The sequence below is a fragment of the Streptomyces sp. NPDC007907 genome, from assembly GCF_042959365.1.
In the GTDB taxonomy this organism is placed as follows: Bacteria; Actinomycetota; Actinomycetes; order Streptomycetales; family Streptomycetaceae; genus Streptomyces; species Streptomyces indiaensis.
Genome location: NZ_JBIBKR010000007.1, coordinates 296,697 through 314,502 on the forward strand (window position 1 = coordinate 296,697; position 17,806 = coordinate 314,502).

22 protein-coding genes are annotated in these 17,806 nt (G+C 72.2%); 5 read left to right on the plus strand and 17 right to left on the minus strand.

Annotated elements, in window-relative coordinates:
* Positions 1-85: 85 nt before the first annotated feature.
* The 9 genes from trpA to hisI form a co-directional block, all read right to left on the minus strand.
* A complete protein-coding gene (gene trpA / locus ACFZDI_RS28595; RefSeq protein WP_234849228.1) occupies positions 86-904 on the minus strand; it encodes a tryptophan synthase subunit alpha in 819 nt (272 codons plus the stop codon).
* Positions 901-2,184: a tryptophan synthase subunit beta gene (gene trpB, locus ACFZDI_RS28600; protein WP_391254214.1), complete on the minus strand. Its 1,284-nt coding sequence runs from the start codon at positions 2,182-2,184 to the stop codon at positions 901-903. Before trpB ends, trpA begins: the two co-directional genes overlap by 4 nt.
* Positions 2,185-2,261: 77 nt before the next feature.
* Positions 2,262-2,459, minus strand: a complete 198-nt coding sequence (gene trpM, locus ACFZDI_RS28605; RefSeq protein ID WP_190898040.1) for a tryptophan biosynthesis modulator TrpM — start codon at positions 2,457-2,459, stop codon at positions 2,262-2,264.
* Positions 2,460-2,480: 21 nt separating this feature from the next.
* Positions 2,481-3,290 carry an indole-3-glycerol phosphate synthase TrpC gene (trpC, locus tag ACFZDI_RS28610; RefSeq protein WP_234849230.1) on the minus strand — a complete coding sequence of 270 codons (810 nt, stop codon included), beginning with the start codon at positions 3,288-3,290 and terminating at the stop codon, positions 2,481-2,483.
* Positions 3,291-3,429: 139 nt separating this feature from the next.
* On the minus strand, positions 3,430-3,864 hold the full coding sequence (locus ACFZDI_RS28615) for a DUF2752 domain-containing protein (RefSeq protein ID WP_391254216.1): 435 nt from the start codon (positions 3,862-3,864) through the stop codon (positions 3,430-3,432).
* Positions 3,865-3,947: 83 nt separating this feature from the next.
* Positions 3,948-4,199 (minus strand): HGxxPAAW family protein, encoded by a 252-nt coding sequence (locus ACFZDI_RS28620; RefSeq protein WP_234849232.1) that lies wholly within the window; start codon positions 4,197-4,199, stop codon positions 3,948-3,950.
* 109 nt (positions 4,200-4,308) lie between these two features.
* The gene (locus ACFZDI_RS28625; protein ID WP_391254218.1) at positions 4,309-4,950 is read right to left on the minus strand and encodes a TIGR02234 family membrane protein; all 642 of its coding nucleotides are present in this window, start codon (positions 4,948-4,950) and stop codon (positions 4,309-4,311) included.
* Positions 4,951-4,991: 41 nt separating this feature from the next.
* Entirely contained in the window at positions 4,992-6,473 is a 1,482-nt protein-coding gene (locus ACFZDI_RS28630; protein WP_234849236.1) for an anthranilate synthase component I, read from the minus strand.
* Positions 6,474-6,483: 10 nt separating this feature from the next.
* Positions 6,484-6,870: a phosphoribosyl-AMP cyclohydrolase gene (gene hisI, locus ACFZDI_RS28635; protein WP_234849237.1), complete on the minus strand. Its 387-nt coding sequence runs from the start codon at positions 6,868-6,870 to the stop codon at positions 6,484-6,486.
* An 84-nt stretch (positions 6,871-6,954) separates the two neighbouring features.
* Here hisI and ACFZDI_RS28640 point away from each other — a divergent pair, with 84 nt between their 5' ends.
* Positions 6,955-7,590: a TIGR03085 family metal-binding protein gene (locus ACFZDI_RS28640; protein ID WP_234849239.1), complete on the plus strand. Its 636-nt coding sequence runs from the start codon at positions 6,955-6,957 to the stop codon at positions 7,588-7,590.
* Positions 7,591-7,823: 233 nt separating this feature from the next.
* Here the strand turns inward: ACFZDI_RS28640 and hisF are convergent, their stop codons facing one another.
* From hisF to hisD, 8 genes are read right to left on the minus strand one after another with little or no spacing between them, the layout of a single operon-like run.
* On the minus strand, positions 7,824-8,579 hold the full coding sequence (hisF, locus tag ACFZDI_RS28645; RefSeq protein WP_234849241.1) for an imidazole glycerol phosphate synthase subunit HisF: 756 nt from the start codon (positions 8,577-8,579) through the stop codon (positions 7,824-7,826).
* Between the two features lie 13 nt (positions 8,580-8,592).
* Complete coding sequence (locus ACFZDI_RS28650) at positions 8,593-8,994, minus strand: RidA family protein (RefSeq protein WP_234849243.1); 402 nt, start codon at positions 8,992-8,994, stop codon at positions 8,593-8,595.
* A complete protein-coding gene (priA, locus tag ACFZDI_RS28655) occupies positions 8,991-9,716 on the minus strand; it encodes a bifunctional 1-(5-phosphoribosyl)-5-((5-phosphoribosylamino)methylideneamino)imidazole-4-carboxamide isomerase/phosphoribosylanthranilate isomerase PriA (protein WP_391254222.1) in 726 nt (241 codons plus the stop codon). The genes ACFZDI_RS28650 and priA overlap by 4 nt, the downstream gene beginning before the upstream one ends.
* Positions 9,713-10,366: an imidazole glycerol phosphate synthase subunit HisH gene (hisH, locus tag ACFZDI_RS28660; RefSeq protein ID WP_268839589.1), complete on the minus strand. Its 654-nt coding sequence runs from the start codon at positions 10,364-10,366 to the stop codon at positions 9,713-9,715. Before hisH ends, priA begins: the two co-directional genes overlap by 4 nt.
* Entirely contained in the window at positions 10,363-10,527 is a 165-nt protein-coding gene (locus ACFZDI_RS28665) for a hypothetical protein (RefSeq protein ID WP_234849249.1), read from the minus strand. The genes hisH and ACFZDI_RS28665 overlap by 4 nt, the downstream gene beginning before the upstream one ends.
* Positions 10,524-11,117: an imidazoleglycerol-phosphate dehydratase HisB gene (gene hisB, locus ACFZDI_RS28670; protein WP_053671868.1), complete on the minus strand. Its 594-nt coding sequence runs from the start codon at positions 11,115-11,117 to the stop codon at positions 10,524-10,526. The genes ACFZDI_RS28665 and hisB overlap by 4 nt, the downstream gene beginning before the upstream one ends.
* Entirely contained in the window at positions 11,114-12,220 is a 1,107-nt protein-coding gene (locus ACFZDI_RS28675) for a histidinol-phosphate transaminase (protein ID WP_391254226.1), read from the minus strand. The genes hisB and ACFZDI_RS28675 overlap by 4 nt, the downstream gene beginning before the upstream one ends.
* Entirely contained in the window at positions 12,217-13,542 is a 1,326-nt protein-coding gene (gene hisD / locus ACFZDI_RS28680; protein WP_391254229.1) for a histidinol dehydrogenase, read from the minus strand. The genes ACFZDI_RS28675 and hisD overlap by 4 nt, the downstream gene beginning before the upstream one ends.
* Before the next feature lie 178 nt (positions 13,543-13,720).
* On the opposite strand from hisD, the gene ACFZDI_RS28685 reads away from it, so the two are divergent.
* The 4 genes from ACFZDI_RS28685 (at position 13,721) to ybaK (ending at position 17,723) form a co-directional block, all read left to right on the plus strand.
* Entirely contained in the window at positions 13,721-15,298 is a 1,578-nt protein-coding gene (locus ACFZDI_RS28685) for an oxidoreductase (RefSeq protein ID WP_391254232.1), read from the plus strand.
* Positions 15,299-15,419: 121 nt separating this feature from the next.
* On the plus strand, positions 15,420-16,460 hold the full coding sequence (locus ACFZDI_RS28690; RefSeq protein WP_234849261.1) for a hypothetical protein: 1,041 nt from the start codon (positions 15,420-15,422) through the stop codon (positions 16,458-16,460).
* Between the two features lie 11 nt (positions 16,461-16,471).
* Positions 16,472-17,212 (plus strand): LON peptidase substrate-binding domain-containing protein, encoded by a 741-nt coding sequence (locus tag ACFZDI_RS28695; RefSeq protein WP_361116290.1) that lies wholly within the window; start codon positions 16,472-16,474, stop codon positions 17,210-17,212.
* Positions 17,213-17,222: 10 nt separating this feature from the next.
* Positions 17,223-17,723, plus strand: coding sequence for a Cys-tRNA(Pro) deacylase (gene ybaK, locus ACFZDI_RS28700; RefSeq protein WP_391254235.1), 501 nt, complete (start codon positions 17,223-17,225; stop codon positions 17,721-17,723).
* Positions 17,724-17,806 lie beyond the last annotated feature (83 nt).

Here is a 17,806-nt window from a genome sequence, read left to right on the forward strand (position 1 = left end):
ACCCCGGAAACGAACCGGGGAGGCGCACCGCGCCTCCCCGGCCCCAGGTCCACCCGTACGAGGGATCTGTTGACTTCCCGGCTGGTTACGCCTGCCGGCGCACGCCCTTGGCGAGGTCGCCGGCGAGTGCCCGCACGGCCTCCACACCGGCGGCCTCGTCCGGCGCGTCCAGCATCGCCTTGACGAAGGCCGAGCCGACGATCACGCCGTCGGCGAAGCCCGCGACCTCGGCGGCCTGGGCGGGGTTGGAGACGCCGAGCCCGACGCAGACGGGCAGGCCGGTGCCGGTGGCACGGGTGCGTTCCACCAGGTCCTGGGCCTGGTTGCTGACGCTGGCGCGGGTGCCGGTGACGCCCATGAGGGAGGCGGCGTAGACGAAGCCGCTGCCCGCCGCGGTGATCTGCGCGAGCCGCTCGTCCTTGCTGCTGGGCGCGACGACGAAGACGGTGGCGAGACCGTGCTTCTCGGCGTGCTCCCGCCACAGCGCCGACTCCTGCACGGGCAGGTCGGGCAGGATGCACCCGGCGCCGCCCGCCTCGGCGAGCTCGGCGGTGAACCGCTCGACGCCGTAGCGGTCGATGGGGTTCCAGTACGTCATGACGAGGATCGGCTTGCCGGTGGCGGCGTGGGCCTCGCGGACCGTGCGCATCACGTCGGCGATCTTCACGCCGCCGCGCAGCGCGATGTCGTCGGCGGTCTGGATGACGGGGCCGTCGAGGACGGGGTCGCTGTGCGGCAGGCCCACCTCGACGACGTCGGCGCCGCCGTCGATGACGGCCTTGATGGCCTCGATGCCGCCGTCCACGGTCGGGAACCCGGCCGGGAGGTAGGCGATGAGGGCCGAGCGCCCTTCGGACCGGGCCGCGGCGAGGGTGTCGCTCAACAGCTGGATGTTGCCGCTCACTTGGCGTCCCCCTCGATCTCGGCGGTGCCGGCTGCGTCCTCGGCGACCTGGGCGTCGGTGTCGTACAGGCCGAAGTAGCGCGCGGCGGTGTCCATGTCCTTGTCGCCGCGGCCGGACAGGTTGACCACGATCAGTCCGTCCTTGCCGAGTTCCTTGCCGACGTCCAGGGCCCCGGCGAGGGCGTGGGCGCTCTCGATGGCCGGGATGATGCCCTCGGTGCGCGACAGCAGGCGCAGGGCCTGCATGGCCGCGTCGTCGGTGACCGCGCGGTACTCGCCGCGGCCGGAGTCCTTCAGGTAGGAGTGCTCGGGGCCGATGCCGGGGTAGTCGAGACCGGCCGAGATCGAGTACGGCTCGGTGATCTGGCCCTCGTCGTCCTGGAGGACGTAGGAGCGCGAGCCGTGCAGGATGCCGGGCTCGCCGGCGGTCAGGGTCGCCGCGTGTTCGCCGGTGTCGACGCCGTGGCCGGCCGGTTCGCAGCCGATGAGGCGGACGTCCGTGTCGGGGATGAACGCGTGGAAGAGGCCGATGGCGTTGGAGCCGCCGCCGACGCAGGCGATGGCCGCGTCGGGCAGGCGCCCGGCGCGCTCCAGGAGCTGGCGGCGGGCCTCGACGCCGATGACGCGGTGGAAGTCGCGGACCATGGCGGGGAAGGGGTGCGGTCCGGCGACGGTGCCGAAGAGGTAGTGGGTGCGGTCGACGTTGGCGACCCAGTCGCGGAACGCCTCGTTGATGGCGTCCTTGAGGGTGCGCGATCCCGACTTCACGGCGATGACCTCGGCGCCGAGCATGCGCATGCGGGCGACGTTGAGGGCCTGGCGCTGGGTGTCGATCTCGCCCATGTAGATCGTGCAGTCGAGGCCGAACAGCGCGCAGGCGGTGGCCGTGGCCACGCCGTGCTGTCCGGCGCCCGTCTCGGCGATGACGCGGGTCTTGCCCATGCGCTTGGTGAGCAGGGCCTGGCCGAGCACGTTGTTGATCTTGTGGGAGCCGGTGTGGTTCAGGTCTTCACGCTTCAGGAAGACCCGTGCGCCACCGGCGTGTTCGGCGAACCTCGGTACCTCGGTGAGGGAGCTGGGGCGGCCGGTGTAGTGGACCAGGAGGTCGTCGAGTTCGCGGGCGAACTCGGGGTCGTGCTTGGCCTTGTCGTACTCGACGGCGACCTCGTCGACGGCGGCGACGAGGGCCTCGGGGATGAACTTGCCGCCGAAGGCCCCGAAGTAGCCTTCGGGGTTGGGCGTTTGACCCTCCGGGTCGGGGATGAAGAACTGGCTGGGCATGCGAATACCTCACGGTGAGTGTGTGTGGAATGCACTAATCGCCGTGGGAGCGGGGATCTGTTGTCGGCCGCAGGCCGTCAGTGGCTTGTCGCGCAGTTCCCCGCGCCCCTTGAGGGGCGCTGCCATCGCATGCCGTTGACCTGCCCGGGTTCGTCACCGATGACGTAGCGCACGCGGCGGCCGTGGATCCGGCGGGCCGGTGCGCGGCAGCCGCGGGGGCGGCAGCCGCGCGCGAGGCGGGCGTACCGGTCCACGGTCGTCATGGTGGGAGTCATCGGGGCAAGCCTAGCGGGAGATCAGCTCCGGCCGTGCCGGAGTGCGGGGTGCTCGCCGGCCGCCACCAGGTCCGAGACCGCCGTTCTGGGGTCCTTGCCGGTGACGAGGGACTCGCCGACCAGCACCGCGTCGGCGCCGGCGTTGGCGTAGGCGATGAGGTCGTGCGGGCCGCGAACGCCGGACTCGGCGATCTTGATGATGTGGTCGGGGATCTCCGGTGCCACCCGTTCGAAGGTGCCGCGGTCGACCTCGAGGGTCTTCAGGTTGCGCGCGTTGACGCCGATCACGCGGGCACCGGCGTCGACCGCGCGCTCGACCTCGTCCTCGTCGTGCACCTCGACGAGCGGGGTGAGCCCGATGGACTCGGCGCGCTCGATGAGGGACTCCAGGGCGGGCTGGTCGAGGGCGGCGACGATCAGCAGCACGACGTCGGCGCCGTAGGCGCGGGCCTCCCACAGCTGGTACGACGTGACGACGAAGTCCTTGCGCAGGACCGGGATGTCCACGCGGGCGCGGACCGCCTCCAGGTCGGCGAGCGAACCGCCGAACCGGCGCTCCTCGGTGAGGACGGAGATGACGGCCGCGCCGCCCGCCTCGTAGTCCGCGGCGAGACCGGCCGGGTCGGCGATCGCGGCCAGCGCGCCCTTGGAGGGGCTGGAGCGCTTGACCTCGCAGATGACCTTGACGCCGTCGCCGCGCAGGGCGGCCGCGCCGTCCTTCGCCGCGGGAGCCTTCGCCGCCCGCTCCTTGAGCTCGTCGAGGCTGACGCGTGCCTGCCGCTCCGCGAGGTCGGCACGGACTCCGTCGATGATCTCGTCGAGCACACTCACGCGAGCGGCCCCCTTCCAGACTCTTGACAGTTCCAGCGACCGATCGGAAACCGATGGTCATAGCGATGGTATCCGCAGCGGGGCGTAGGCCTCGCATCCGGTTGACGCCGGTCCCACTACCTGGACATCCGCCCGACGATCAAGGATGGAGCCAGCCACCGAACGGCAGGTTCCGGACAACCGAGAAGACCAGCAGCAACGCCCCGAGGCCCCACACCAGGCCCGGCCGGGGGTCGATCCGCAGGGGGCGTCCGCGGACCGCGTGCACCACCCAAACAGTCCACAGCACGGCGAAGCCCAGGTAGCCCAGGGTGGCGAGCGCGTTGGCGTGCAGCGCGGTGAGGACGTCCCCGTGGACGAAGGCGTGCGCGCTGCGCAGTCCGCCGCAGCCGGGGCAGTAGAGGCCGGTGTAGCGCAGCAGCGGGCAGACGGGGTAGTGGCCGGGCTGGTTCGGGTCCACGGTGCCCACGTAGGCGAAGGCGGCGCCGACGGCCGCGAGCACCCCGGCGGGGACGGCCAGACGGCTCGGGACGCTCCGCGTCACCCTGTGGCTCTCGGCGTTCACGCCAGGCATTGTGCCCCGCACGCGCGGGAGGGGCGGTCCCGGCACCCCGGTGCCGGCCGCCCCTCCCGCGACGACGCGGTGGTCCGCGGGGGTCAGCCCTCGGCGCGGGCCGGCGCGCGCTCGCCGGTCATCTGGTGCGGCTGGTGCAGGTCCTTGGGCTGGCCCAGACCCATCATCCGCATGATGCCGCCGACGACACCGCCGAGCAGCACGACCACCATGCCCGCCCAGAAGCCCGCCGGCTGGTCCATCACCATGAACGCGCCCGCGACGCAGAAACCGATGAAGGCGATCGTGACACCGGTCCAGGCGGCCGGGGTGTGACCGTGGCTGCTGCCCGCCATTGCTTGCTCCTCGTTGCTGTGTGCGTGTCTGAGCAGGACGCTCGGGCCCATTGTCCCGCACGGGCGCCCGGGAGGTGACCCGGGGTGTCCCCCGGCTCACTCGTGCGCCTCAGGCGCCGGTCGGGTCCTCGCCGCGGTCGAGTGCCTTCCAGAGGTCCTCGGGCCGGTCGGGGTCGACGGCGGGGGCCCGGCGGCGCGGCTGGGGCGCACCGGACCGCTCGTAGCGGCCGGACATGCCGGGCCACAGCCGGCCGAACCGCAGGGCCAGCAGCCCGGCCAGGAGGATCAGGACGCCGCCGACGACCGCGATGTACGGCCAGGCGGTGTGGCTGAGGGCGTCGACGGAGGCCGAGGTGTCGCCGGAGGCCTGCGCGGCCTGCTCGTCGAGCGCGGCGCTGTCGGAGGCGCCGAGCAGGGCCGCGACGACGATGCCGGCGCCGGAGAGCGCCAGCAGCGCGGCCACGACCAGGCGTCCGGCGCGGCGGACCGCGAACACGGCGACGAGCGCGGCGAGGCCCACGATGGCGAGCGCCGCGGGAACACCCGTGACGTCGCTGCCCTTGGCGGTCAGGGGGAAGGCGCCGCCGGCCACCGTCGCGGTGCCCTGCGACCATTGCTGCCGGGTGGCGAGCAGCGCCACGGCGGCGCCGAGTGCGCCGCTCAGCAGCGCGACGGCGAGGCTCAGGCGGCCGGCCCGGGCGGATCCGGGGGCTTGGGAACGGGGGTGCGGTACAGCAGTCACGTACCCCACTATCGCCTGAACCCCGGGCGAACCGTCACCCGGGGTTCATCTCAGGCCTTTCCCAGCCGGTTCGCCGTGTGGACGGCCCGCAGCACCGCGGCCGCCTTGTTGCGGCACTCGGTGTCCTCGGCGACCGGGTCGGAGTCGGCGACGATGCCGGCGCCTGCCTGTACATACGCGGTGCCGTCGCGCAGGAGGGCCGTGCGGATGGCGATGGCCGTGTCCGAGTCGCCGGCGAAGTCGAGGTAGCCGACGCAGCCGCCGTAGAGGCCGCGGCGGGACGGTTCGAGTTCGTCGATGATCTGCATGGCGCGGGGCTTCGGAGCGCCGGAGAGGGTGCCGGCCGGGAAGCAGGCGGTGAGCACGTCGAACGCCGTCCGTCCGGCGGCCACGCGGCCGGTCACGGTCGAGACGATGTGCATGACGTGCGAGTACCGCTCGACGGACATGAAGTCGACGACCTCGACCGAGCCGGGCTCGCAGACCCGCCCCAGGTCGTTGCGCCCCAGGTCGACGAGCATGAGGTGCTCGGCACGCTCTTTGGGGTCGGCGAGCAGCTCCTCGGCGAGGGCCTGGTCCTCTTGTGGGGTGGCGCCGCGCCAGCGGGTGCCGGCGATGGGGTGCACCATGGCCCGGCCGTCCTCGACTTTGACCAGGGCCTCCGGGGACGAGCCGACGACGTCGAACCCGTCGAAGCGGAAGAGGTACATGTACGGGGACGGGTTGGTGGCCCGCAGGACCCGGTAGACGTCCAGCGCGCTCGCGGTGCACGGGGTCTCGAACCGCTGGGAGGGGACCACCTGGAAGGCCTCGCCGGCCCGGATGCGCTCCTTGATGTCCTCGACGGCCACCTGGAAGTCGGGGCCGCCCCACAGCGCGGTGTACTCCGGCAGCTCGGAGGGCGGCAGAACGGCCGGGGGCTGGGCGACCGGGCGGGAGAGGTCGGCCTCCATGGCGTCGAGGCGGGCGACGGCGTCGGCGTGGGCCTCGTCGACGCCCGTCTCCAGGTCGTTGTGGTTGATCGCGTTGGCGATCAGCAGGACCGAGCCCTCCCAGTGGTCCATGACGGCCAGGTCGCTGGTGAGGAGCATGGTCAGCTCGGGCAGCTTCAGGTCGTCGCGCTCGCCGGGGCCGATCTTCTCCAGACGGCGGACGATGTCGTAGCCGAGGTAGCCGACCATGCCGCCGGTGAAGGGCGGCATGCCCTCCCGGTGGGGTGTGTGCAGGGCCTCGATGGTGGCGCGCAGGGCGGCGAGCGGGTCGCCGTCCGTGGGGACGCCGACGGGCGGGGCGCCGAGCCAGTGGGCCTGCCCGTCGCGTGCGGTCAGGGTCGCGGCGGACCGTACGCCCACGAAGGAGTACCGGGACCACGAGCGGCCGTTCTCCGCGGACTCCAGCAGGAAGGTGCCGGGCCGCTCGGCGGCGAGCTTGCGGTAGAGCGCGACCGGGGTGTCACCGTCGGCGAGGAGCTTGCGGGTGACGGGGATGACCCGCCGGTCGGTGGCGAGCTTGCGGAACGTCTCGAGGTCCATGGCCGCGACCTTACTGATCCCGGGCGGGGCGGCCGGTGCCGCCGTCCTTGAGGAGCACGTCCTCGTCGAAACAGGTGCGCGCGCCGGTGTGGCAGGCGGCGCCGACCTGGTCGACCGTGACGAGCACGGTGTCGGCGTCGCAGTCCAGGGCGACGGACTTCACCCACTGGAAGTGGCCGGAGGTGTCGCCCTTGACCCAGTACTCCCGGCGGCTGCGCGACCAGTACGTGCACCGGCCGGTGGTGAGGGTGCGGTGCAGCGCCTCGTCGTCCATCCAGCCGAGCATGAGCACCTCTTTGGTGTCGTACTGCTGGGCGATGGCTGGCAGGAGGCCGTCGGGGCTGCGCTTGAGGCGCGCGGCGATCTCCGGGTCGAGAGGGCTGGGCGTGCTGGTCATGGTGACCATTGTGCCGGGCGTCACCGACAGGGCTGCTGGAGTGTCCACTGGGCGGACCACCGGCCCGGTCGTAGGCTGGGCCGCATGTCGACCCATGCCAAGCGTGAACGACTTCTCCTCGCCGACCTGTTGGAGACCGCGGGCCCGGAAGCGCCCACCCTGTGCGAGGGCTGGACGACGCGGGACCTCGCCGCGCACGTGGTGGTGCGCGAGCGCCGCCCGGACGCCGCCGGCGGGATGCTGATCAAGCAGCTCGCGTCCCGCCTGGACAAGGTGATGGCGGAGTACGCCGACAAGCCGTACGAGGAGCTGATCCAGCTGATCCGTACGGGTCCCCCGCGCTTCTCGCCCTTCTCCCTCAAGCCGGTCGACGAGGCGTCGAACATCATCGAGTTCTACGTCCACACCGAGGACGTGCGCCGAGCCCAGCCCGACTGGTCGCCGCGCGATCTCGACCCGGTCTTCCAGGACGCCCTGTGGTCCCGCCTGGAGCGCACCGCGCGTCTGATGGGCCGCGGCGTCCCGACGGGCCTGGTCCTGCGCCGCCCCGACGGCCAGACGGCGGTCGCCCACCGCGGCACCCCGGTGGTGACCGTCACCGGTGAGCCGTCCGAACTGGTCCTGTTCTCCTACGGCCGCCAGAGCGCGGCCAAGGTCGACCTGGACGGCGACGAGAACGCGATCGCAAAACTCCACGAGAGCAAGCAGCTCGGGATCTGAGCAGTACGGATTCCGGGCCGCTCGGAATCTGAGCAGTCCGGGAGCCGGGCCGCTCGGAATCTGAGCAGTCCGGGAGCCGGGCCGCTCGGAGTCTGGGCGGCTCGGAATCTGGGCAGCTCGGGAGCCGGCCGCTCGAATCCTGGCCGCTCGGGATCCGAGCGGCTCGGGATCCGGGCCGACATGCCGGAGCCCCGGTCGCAGCGCGCGGCCGGGGCTCTCGGGGGACGGGGGCGTCACCGCACCGGGTGGCCCGCCTCCCGCAGCGTCTCCTTGACCTGCCCGATCCGCAGGTCCCCGAAGTGGAACACCGACGCGGCCAGGACCGCGTCCGCGCCGGCCTCGACGGCCGGGGGGAAGTCGGTCAGCCTGCCGGCGCCGCCCGAGGCGATGACGGGGACCGTGACGTGCTTGCGGACGGCCCGGATCATCTCCAGGTCGTAGCCGTCCTTGGTGCCGTCCGCGTCCATCGAGTTGAGCAGGATCTCCCCCGCGCCAAGTTCCGCGGCCCGGTGGGCCCATTCGACGGCGTCGATGCCGGCGGAGCGGCGGCCGCCGTGGGTGGTCACCTCGAAGGAGCCCGAGTCGGTGCGGCGGGCGTCCACCGACAGGACCAGGACCTGGCGGCCGAAGCGTTCGGCGATCTCGCGGATCAGCTCCGGGCGGGCGATGGCGGCGGTGTTGACACCGACCTTGTCCGCGCCGGCCCGCAGCAGCTTGTCCACGTCCTCGGCGGTGCGGACCCCGCCGCCGACCGTGAGCGGGATGAACACCTGCTCGGCCGTGCGGCGCACCACGTCGTAGGTGGTCTCGCGGTTGCCCGACGACGCGGTGATGTCCAGGAACGTCAGCTCGTCGGCGCCCTCGGCGTCGTACACCTTGGCCATCTCGACGGGGTCGCCCGCGTCACGCAGGTTCTGGAAGTTGACGCCCTTGACGACCCGGCCGTTGTCCACGTCCAGGCAGGGGATGACTCGGACCGCCAGGGTCATGAATCGTGCTCCTCTAGTGTTCCTCGGAAGGGGTCCCTCTGAATGCTTCCACTTCCACCGACACCAGGACCCGGGAGTCGATGAAGCCCTGCACGATCAGCAGGGTCGTGACCGGGCGCACGGAGTCGAACAGTTCCTTGTGGGCCCGGCCCACCGCGTCGACGTCCCGGGCGTGGGCCAGGTACACCCGGGTGCGGATCACGGACTCGGGTGCGAGCCCCAGTTCGGCGATCGCCTCCAGGGCGGTGGTGAAGGCCACCTTGGCCTGCTCGTACGGGTCGCCCTCGCCGTAGAGCACGTCGCCCTTGAAGGCGGTCGTGCCCGCTACCAGGACACGGTCGCCCGCCTCGACGGCGCGTGCAAAGCCGACGGACTCTTCCCAGGGACTTCCGCTCTGCACACGCCGCACGGTCATGACGACACAGCCTCCAAGGCCTCTTCCAGGGTGAACGCCTTCGCGTACAGCGCCTTCCCTACGATCGAGCCTTCGACACCGAGCGGGACCAGGTCGGCGATCGCGCGGAGGTCGTCCAGCGAGGACACGCCGCCGGAGGCCACGACCGGGCGGTCGGTGGCGGCGCAGACGTTCCTCAGCAGCTCCAGGTTCGGGCCCTGGAGGGTGCCGTCCTTGGCGATGTCGGTGACGACGTACCGCGCGCAGCCCTCCTTGTTGAGGCGCTCCAGCGTCTCGTAGAGGTCGCCGCCGTCGCGGGTCCAGCCGCGGCCGCGCAGGGTGGTGCCGCGGACGTCCAGGCCGACCGCGATCTTGTCACCGTGCTCGGCGATGACCTTGGCGACCCACTCCGGCGTCTCCAGGGCGGCCGTGCCGAGGTTGACGCGGGTGCAGCCGGTGGCGAGGGCGGCGGCGAGGGTGTCGTCGTCGCGGATGCCGCCGGACAGCTCCACCTTGAGGTCCATGGCCCGGGTGACCTCGGCGATGAGTTCGCGGTTGTCGCCGGTGCCGAACGCGGCGTCCAGGTCGACCAGGTGCAGCCACTCGGCACCGGAGCGCTGCCAGGCGAGGGCGGCCTCCAGCGGGGAGCCGTAGGAGGTCTCCGTACCGGACTCGCCGTGCACCAGGCGCACGGCCTGGCCGTCCCGGACGTCGACGGCGGGGAGGAGTTCGAGCTTGCTCACAGTGTTCCGATCCAGTTGGTGAGGAGCTGGGCTCCGGCGTCGCCGGACTTCTCGGGGTGGAACTGCGTGGCCCACAGGGCGCCGTTCTCGACGGCCGCGACGAACGGCTTGCCGTGCGTGGACCAGGTGACCTTGGGGGCCTCGATCGCCGGGTTGTGCGTCTCCAGCGACCAGTCGTGGACGGCGTAGGAGTGCACGAAGTAGAAGCGGGCGTCCGGGTCGAGGCCGGCGAACAGCTGCGAACCGGGCGCCGCCTCCACGGTGTTCCAGCCCATGTGGGGCACGACGTCGGCCTGGAGCGGCTCGACCGAGCCGGGCCACTCGTCGAGGCCCTCGCTCTCCACGCCGTGCTCGATGCCGCGCGCGAAGAGGATCTGCATGCCGACGCAGATGCCCATGACGGGGCGGCCGCCGGAGAGCCTGCGGTCGACGATCCAGTCGCCGCGTGCCTCGCGCAGGCCCGTCATGCAGGAGGCGAAGGCGCCGACGCCGGGCACCAGCAGGCCGTCGGCGTTCATGGCCTTGTCGTAGTCACGGGTGATCTCGACGTCGGCCCCGGCGCGGGCGAGGGCGCGCTCGGCGGAACGGACGTTGCCGAAGCCGTAGTCGAAGACGACGACCTTCTTCTGCTGGTGCGGGGAGCCGCTCAATTCCACACCTCCAGCCGCACGACACCGGCCGTCAGGCACATCGCGGCGCCGATCGACAGCAGCACGATCAGGCCCTTGGGCATCTTCTGCTTGACGAAGGAGTAGATCCCGCCGACGAGGAACAGGCCGACGACGATGAGCAGGGTCGAGGTGCCGTTCACAGGGCGCCCTTCGTGGAGGGGAGGATGCCGGCCGCGCGCGGGTCGCGCTCGGACGCGTAGCGCAGGGCCCGGGCGAGCGCCTTGAACTGGCACTCCACGATGTGGTGCGCGTTGCGCCCGTAGGGCACGTGCACGTGCAGCGCGATCTGCGCCTGGGCCACGAAGGACTCCAGGATGTGCCGGGTCATGGTGGTGTCGTACTCGCCGATCATCGGCGCCATCTTCTCGGGCTCGGTGTGCACGAGGTAGGGGCGGCCGGACAGGTCGACGGTGACCTGGGCGAGGGACTCGTCCAGCGGGACCGTGCAGTTGCCGAAGCGGTAGATGCCCACCTTGTCGCCGAGGGCCTGCTTGAAGGCGGCACCGAGGGCGAGGGCGGTGTCCTCGATGGTGTGGTGCGAGTCGATGTGCAGGTCGCCCTCGGTCTTCACGGTGAGGTCGAACAGACCGTGCCGGCCGAGCTGGTCGAGCATGTGGTCGTAGAAGCCGACGCCGGTCTTGATGTCGGTCTTGCCGGTGCCGTCGAGGTCGATCTCGACGAGGACCGAGGTCTCCTTGGTCACCCGCTCTATGCGGCCTACGCGGCTCATGCGCTCTGCTCCTTCTTCACTTCACGTACCGCGTCGAGGAACGCGTCGTTCTCTTCGGGGGTTCCGGCGGTGACCCGGAGCCAGCCGGGCACGCCGTTGTCCCGGACCAGGACGCCCCGGTCGAGGATCTTCCGCCAGGTCTCGTGGGAGTCCTCGAAGCGGCCGAACTGCACGAAGTTCGCGTCGGAGGCGGTCACCTCGTAGCCGAGGGCGAGCAGTTCGGTGACCAGGCGGTCCCGTTCGGCCTTGAGCTGCTCGACGTAGCCCAGCAGCGTGGCGGTGTGTTCCAGGGCGGCCAGGGCGGTCGCCTGGGTGACGGCCGACAGGTGGTAGGGCAGCCGGACCAGCTGGACGGCGTCGACGACGGCCGGGTGCGCCGCGAGGTAGCCCAGGCGCAGGCCCGCCGCGCCGAACGCCTTCGACATCGTGCGGGAGACGACGAGGTTCGGGCGGCCCTCCAGCAGGGGCAGCAGCGAGTCGCCGTGACTGAACTCGATGTAGGCCTCGTCGACCACGACCATCGAGGGCTTCGCCGCCTGGGCGGCCTCGTACAGCGCGAGGACCGTCTCGGGCGGGACGGCGGTGCCGGTGGGGTTGTTGGGGGTGGTGATGAAGACGACGTCCGGCTGGTTCTCGGCGATCGCCTTCTCGGCGGCGGCGAGGTCGATCGTGAAGTCGTCGTTGCGGGGGCCGGAGATCCAGCCCGTGCCGGTACCGCGCGCGATGAGACCGTGCATCGAGTACGACGGCTCGAAGCCGATGGCGGTGCGGCCCGGTCCGCCGAAGGTCTGCAGCAGCTGCTGCAGGACCTCGTTGGAGCCGTTGGCCGCCCAGACGTTGGCCGGGCCGACCTCGTGGCCGGAGGTGTCGGTGAGGTACTCCGCCAGCCGCGTGCGCAGCTCGACCGCGTCCCGGTCCGGGTAGCGGTTGAGGTTGCGGGCGGCCTCACGGACCCGCTCGGCGATCCGCTCGACCAGCGGCTCGGGCAGCGGGTAGGGGTTCTCGTTGGTGTTCAGCCGTACGGGGACGTCCAGCTGGGGCGCGCCGTAGGGGGACTTGCCGCGCAGCTCGTCCCGTACGGGGAGATCGTCGATGCCTGTCACTTGCCCTGCGGAACCTTCCAGTCGAACCTCGCCTTGACCGCCGCTCCGTGTGCCGGCAGGTCCTCCGCCTCCGCCAGCGTCACCACGTGGTGGGCAACGTCGGCCAGCGCGTCCCGCGTGTAGTCGACGATGTGGATGCCACGCAGGAAGGACTGGACGGACAGGCCCGAGGAGTGGCAGGCGCAGCCGCCGGTGGGCAGGACGTGGTTGGAGCCGGCCGCGTAGTCGCCCAGCGACACGGGCGCCCAGGGGCCGATGAAGATCGCGCCGGCGTTGCGGACCCGGCCGGCGACGGCGGCGGCGTCGGCGGTCTGGATCTCCAGGTGCTCGGCGCCGTACGCGTCGACGACCTTCAGGCCCTCCTCGACGCCGTCGACCAGGACGATCGCGGACTGCCTGCCCGACAGGGCGGGGACGATCCGGTCCTCGACGTGCTTGGTTGCGGCGACCTGCGGCTCCAGTTCCTTCTCGACCGCATCGGCGAGTTCGACCGAGTCGGTGACCAGGACGGCGGCGGCCAGCGGGTCGTGCTCGGCCTGGCTGATCAGGTCGGAGGCGACGTGGACCGGGTCGGCCGTGTCGTCGGCGAGGACCGCGATCTCGGTCGGGCCGGCCTCGGCGTCGATGCCGATCCTGCCGGTGAAGTAGCGCTTGGCGGCGGCGACCCAGATGTTGCCGGGGCCGGTGACCATGTTCGCGGGCGCGCAGGACTCGGTGCCGTAGGCGAACATCGCGACGGCCGTGGCACCGCCGGCCGCGTACACCTCGTCGATGCCGAGCAGGGCGCAGGCGGCGAGGATGGTCGGGTGCGGCAGGCCGCCGAAGTCGGCCTGGGCGGGCGAGGCGAGCGCGACGGATCCGACGCCGGCCTCCTGCGCGGGCACCACGTTCATGATCACGGAGGACGGGTACACCGATCGGCCGCCGGGCGCGTACAGCCCGACGCGGTCGACCGGCACCCACTTCTCGGTCACGGTGCCGCCGGGCACCACCTGGGTGGTGTGCGTCTCGCGGCGCTGCGCGCGGTGGACGGTCCGGGCGCGGCGGATGGACTCCTCCAGGGCCGCGCGCACGGCCGGGTCGAGCTCCTCCAGGGCACGGGTGAGCGCGGCCGCGGGGACGCGCACCTGGTCGAGCCTGACCCCGTCGAACCGCTCGGCGGCGTCGATCAGCGCCGCGTCGCCCCGATGATGCACGTCCTCGCAGATCGGACGCACCTTCTCGAGGGCGGCCGCAACGTCGAAGTCGGCTCGGGGCAGCAGGTCGCGCAGGGCGGGACCCTCGACGAGGGCGTCGCCGCGCAGATCGATTCGGGAGATCACGTGCTCAATTCTCTCAGACCCGGGTGAGGCGTCGTTCGCGCGTATCAATGGCTGATACAGAACGCCCCAGGACACCGGAGGATCACCCTCACGTGGTGTGTTGGGCGTGTCACCCAGCGGGCATGAACAGGTGTACGAGGAAGTGACTGACGAGTACCCGGGGAGGAAGGGAAGAGCTGTGACCGAGGGGGCCGGCGTGCGTGCCGGGGAGCTGCCCGACGACCTGACCGCGGCCGAGGCCGGTATGTGGCAGGCCTTCCGCAACGGCACCGTGTACGACCTGACCAGCGGCGACGCCGTGGTGGACGATCCGCACGGCGGCCACCCGTGGGGTGCGGAGCGGACCGTTCGGGCCCGGATCGTGTGCTGGTTGCTGCTCGACGGCCCACCCGCCCTGGCCGGCCGTGTGTCGTCGCTGAAGCTGATGGGCGTGCAGGTCAGCGGCTCGCTGGACCTCGCAGGGGGCACGGTGGTGCCGTACGTCGAGATGCGCCGGTGCCGTTTCGAGCAGGACGTGCTGCTGCCGGAGGCCCGCTTCACGACGCTGCGGATGGTGGACTGCTCGGTGCCCCGGCTGGAAGCGGCCCGGGTGCACACCGAGGGTGACCTGCATCTGCCGCGCTGCCGCTTCCACCACGGCATCCGGCTCACGGACGCGCAGATCGGCACCGACCTGATGCTCAACCAGGCGGTCGTGCACAGGGACCACAGCGGCCGCTCGATCGCCGCGGACGGCATGACCGTCGGCCAGGACTTACAGGCGGAGCTGCTGGAGTCGCACGGCGAGCTGAGCCTGCGCGCCGCCACCGTCGGCGTCTCCCTGAGCCTGCGCGGGGCGCGGCTGTCCAACCCCTACGAGCGGCTCGCGCTGAACGCCCCGCAGCTGACCGTCGAGCGCAGTCTGTACCTCACTCCGGCGGGGATCGGCGCCCAGGCGATGAGCGGGATGACCCCGGCGCAGGGGACGCGGATCCAGCGCTTCGCGTGCGTGGGCGGGGTCCGTCTGGACGACGGCCGCTTCGGGGACGCCGTGGACTTCGAACGGGCACGGTTCACGCTCACGGACGACCAGGAGCTGTCGCTGCGCCGGGTGCAGACGCCGGAGCTGCGGTTCCTCGGGGAGCAGCCGGTGCGCGGGCGGGTGGTGCTGTCCGGGGCGAAGGTCGTCAACCTGATGGACCGCTCGGACGCCTGGCCGGGCCCGGGGCGGCTGCACATGGGCGGCTTCGCCTACGAGAACCTGGTGCCGCGCGGGCCGTTTCCGCTGGCCGAGCGGCTGGACTGGGTGGCGGCGGCGACCGCCGAGTACAACCCGGAGCCGTACGAGCGCCTCGCGGCCGTGCTGCGGGCGGGCGGTGAGGACGAGGACGCCCGGGAGGTGCTGCTCGCCAAGCAGCGCCGGCACCGGGAGAGCCTGCCGATGGCGGCCAAGCTGTGGGGCTACGCGCAGGACTGGACGGTCGCCTACGGTTACCGGCCGGGCCGGGCGGCGGTGTGGATGGCGGTGCTGTGGGCGGCGGGGTCGCTGGCCTTCGCGCAGGCGGGCCATCCGCCGATGAAGCGGGGCGAGCATCCGGAGTGGAGCCCCACGCTGTTCACCCTCGATCTGCTGCTGCCGGTCATCGACCTGGGCCAGACGGGTTTCTGGCAGCTCCGGGGGGCCTGGCAGTGGCTGGCGACGGCGATGATCCTTCTGGGCTGGGTCCTGGCCACGACGGTGGCGGCGGGGGCCACGCGGCTTCTGCGGCGCAACTGATGGGGCTGGTGTGACCACCGTTGTCGAACTGTCGCGGTTTTACGCTCTCTTGACCATCGGATGTACAACTTTCCGTAGGTTCCATGAACGGTCTGGCGCCGCCATGACCAGCCGACTTTCAATGGTCGGCACCATGGCAATGCAGCTCCCGTTCATCCGCGCGACCCGGATGGCAAGGACCGTCTCCCACCTCGCCGGCAGGCCGTACGCCGACGACGAGGTGCTGCTCGACGCACCCGACGCCCGGCTGAGCCCGGCGCTGGTCGCCGCCGCCCGCGGCGAACACGGTCCGGCCGCCACGCTGCTCCTGGCCACCCGCGCGGCCTCCGAGTGGGAGCGGCGCGACCGGTACGTGACCCGGCTGGCCGCCTTCGCCCGGTCGCGGCCCGAGTGGCTGGACGCCTGGCTCGCGACCGCCCCGCAGGACCCCGACGCGCTGCTGGTCGGGGCCCAGCTGGCGGTGGACCGCGCCTGGCGGTCTCCGGCCCGGGCCGAGCTGCTGCGTGAGGTGAGCCCGCTGATCACGGCCGCCGCCCGGGGCGACCAGCGGGACCCGGTGCCCTGGCGGCTCGCGCTCGACCACGCCCGGGGCGCACAGGCCGGGCACACGTACTTCGAGGAGCTGTGGGCGGCGGCCGTACGCCGCGCCCCGCACCACTACGGCTGCCATGTGGCGGCCTTGCGCTATCTGGCCACCTTCTGGCACGGCTCGCACCACGAGTGCTTCGACTTCGCCGACCGGGCCGCCCAGGACGCTCCCGCGGGTGCGCTCGTCCAGGCCCTGCCGCTGCGGGCGGCCTTCGGCTACCTCACCGATCGCTGCGGGCCCGAGGTGCCGCGTGAGCGGCTGGACGCGGCCGCCGACCGGGCGATCGCGCTGTCCCCGATGCTGCCGGCCGCCGACCCCTGGCCGGCCCGGATGCGGAACCTGCTGATCTTCGTGCTGGTCCTGCTGGAGCGCCGGCACGACGCCGCGGAGCAGCTGCATCTGAACGGCCCGTACGCCACCTCCTTCCCCTGGGACCAGGTGTCGGACGACCCGCTCGGACACTTCCTGCGGGTCCGCGAGGACGTCCTGGCCGGGGTGGCCGGAGCGGCCGGGGACCCGTCCGGGCATCCACGGAGTGAACGGGGCGGACGAGTCCGTCCCGGCGACCATTAGGCTTTTGCGTCGTGACCACCGTCCGCCTCCCCCTCTTCCCCCTGAACTCGGTGCTGTTCCCGGGGCTCGTGCTGCCGCTCAACGTCTTCGAGGAGCGGTATCGCGCGATGATGCGCGAGCTGCTGAAGACACCCGAGGACGAGCCGCGGCGCTTCGCCGTCGTGGCGATCCGCGACGGCCACGAGGTGGCCCCGAGCGCGCCCGGCATGCCCGACCCGACGGCCCTGCCCGAGCGGGGGCCGGCGGCGGGCTTCGGCGCGGACCCGGCCACGGCGTTCCACAAGGTCGGCTGCATCGCGGACGCGGCGACGATCCGGGAGCGCGCCGACGGCTCCTTCGAGGTGCTGGCGACCGGCACGACCCGGGTGAAACTGCTGTCGGTGGAGGCGTCCGGGCCGTTCCTGACGGCCGAGCTGGAGCCGCTGGAGGAGGAACCGGGCGACGAGGCCGCGCCCTTGGCGGAGGGGGTGCTGCGCTCGTTCCGGCAGTACCAGAAACGGCTGGCCGGGGCGCGGGAGCGGTCCCTGACGACGGGGGCCGACCTGCCGGACGAGCCGGGCGTGGTGTCGTACCTGGTGGCGGCCGCCATGATGCTGGACACCCCGACCAAGCAGCGCCTGCTCCAGTCCCCGGACACGGCGTCCCGCCTGCGCGACGAACTGAAACTCCTTCGCTCCGAGACGGCGATCATCCGTAGTCTGCCGTCGTTGCCGGCGTCGGAGCTGACGCGCGGCCCGATGAGCCTCAACTGAGCGGATCGGCATGGCGAAGAAGGCGAAGAAGCAGCAACAGCCGGGCGGTACGCCCGCGACGGTGGCCCTCACGGCGGCGGGCGCGAGCTACACGGTCCATTCCTACGACCACGACCCCGCGCACCCCTCCTACGGCGAGGAGGCGGCCGAGGCCATGGGCGTCTCCCCCGACCGCGTCTTCAAGACCCTGGTCGCGGACGTAGACGGCACCCTGACCGTCGCGGTGGTCCCGGTGGCGGGCCAGCTGGACCTGAAGGCCCTGGCGGCGGCCGTGGGCGGCAAGCGCGCGGCGATGGCCGACCCGGCCCTGGCGGAACGCACGACGGGCTACGTCCGCGGCGGCATCTCACCCCTGGGCCAGCGCAAGAAGCTGCCCACGGTCCTCGACGCCTCGGCCTCGTCCCACCCGACGATCTGCGTCTCGGCGGGCAGAAGGGGCCTGGAGGTCGAACTCGCGCCGGACGACCTGCGGAAACTGACCGAGGCGCTCCTGGCCCCCATCGGCCGGTAGCGGCAGCCGACCCCACGCTCACCGGCCGCCGGCGGCAAGCCGGTCCGCCCGCCGACCGTCGACGGCGGGCGGACGGTGCGTCC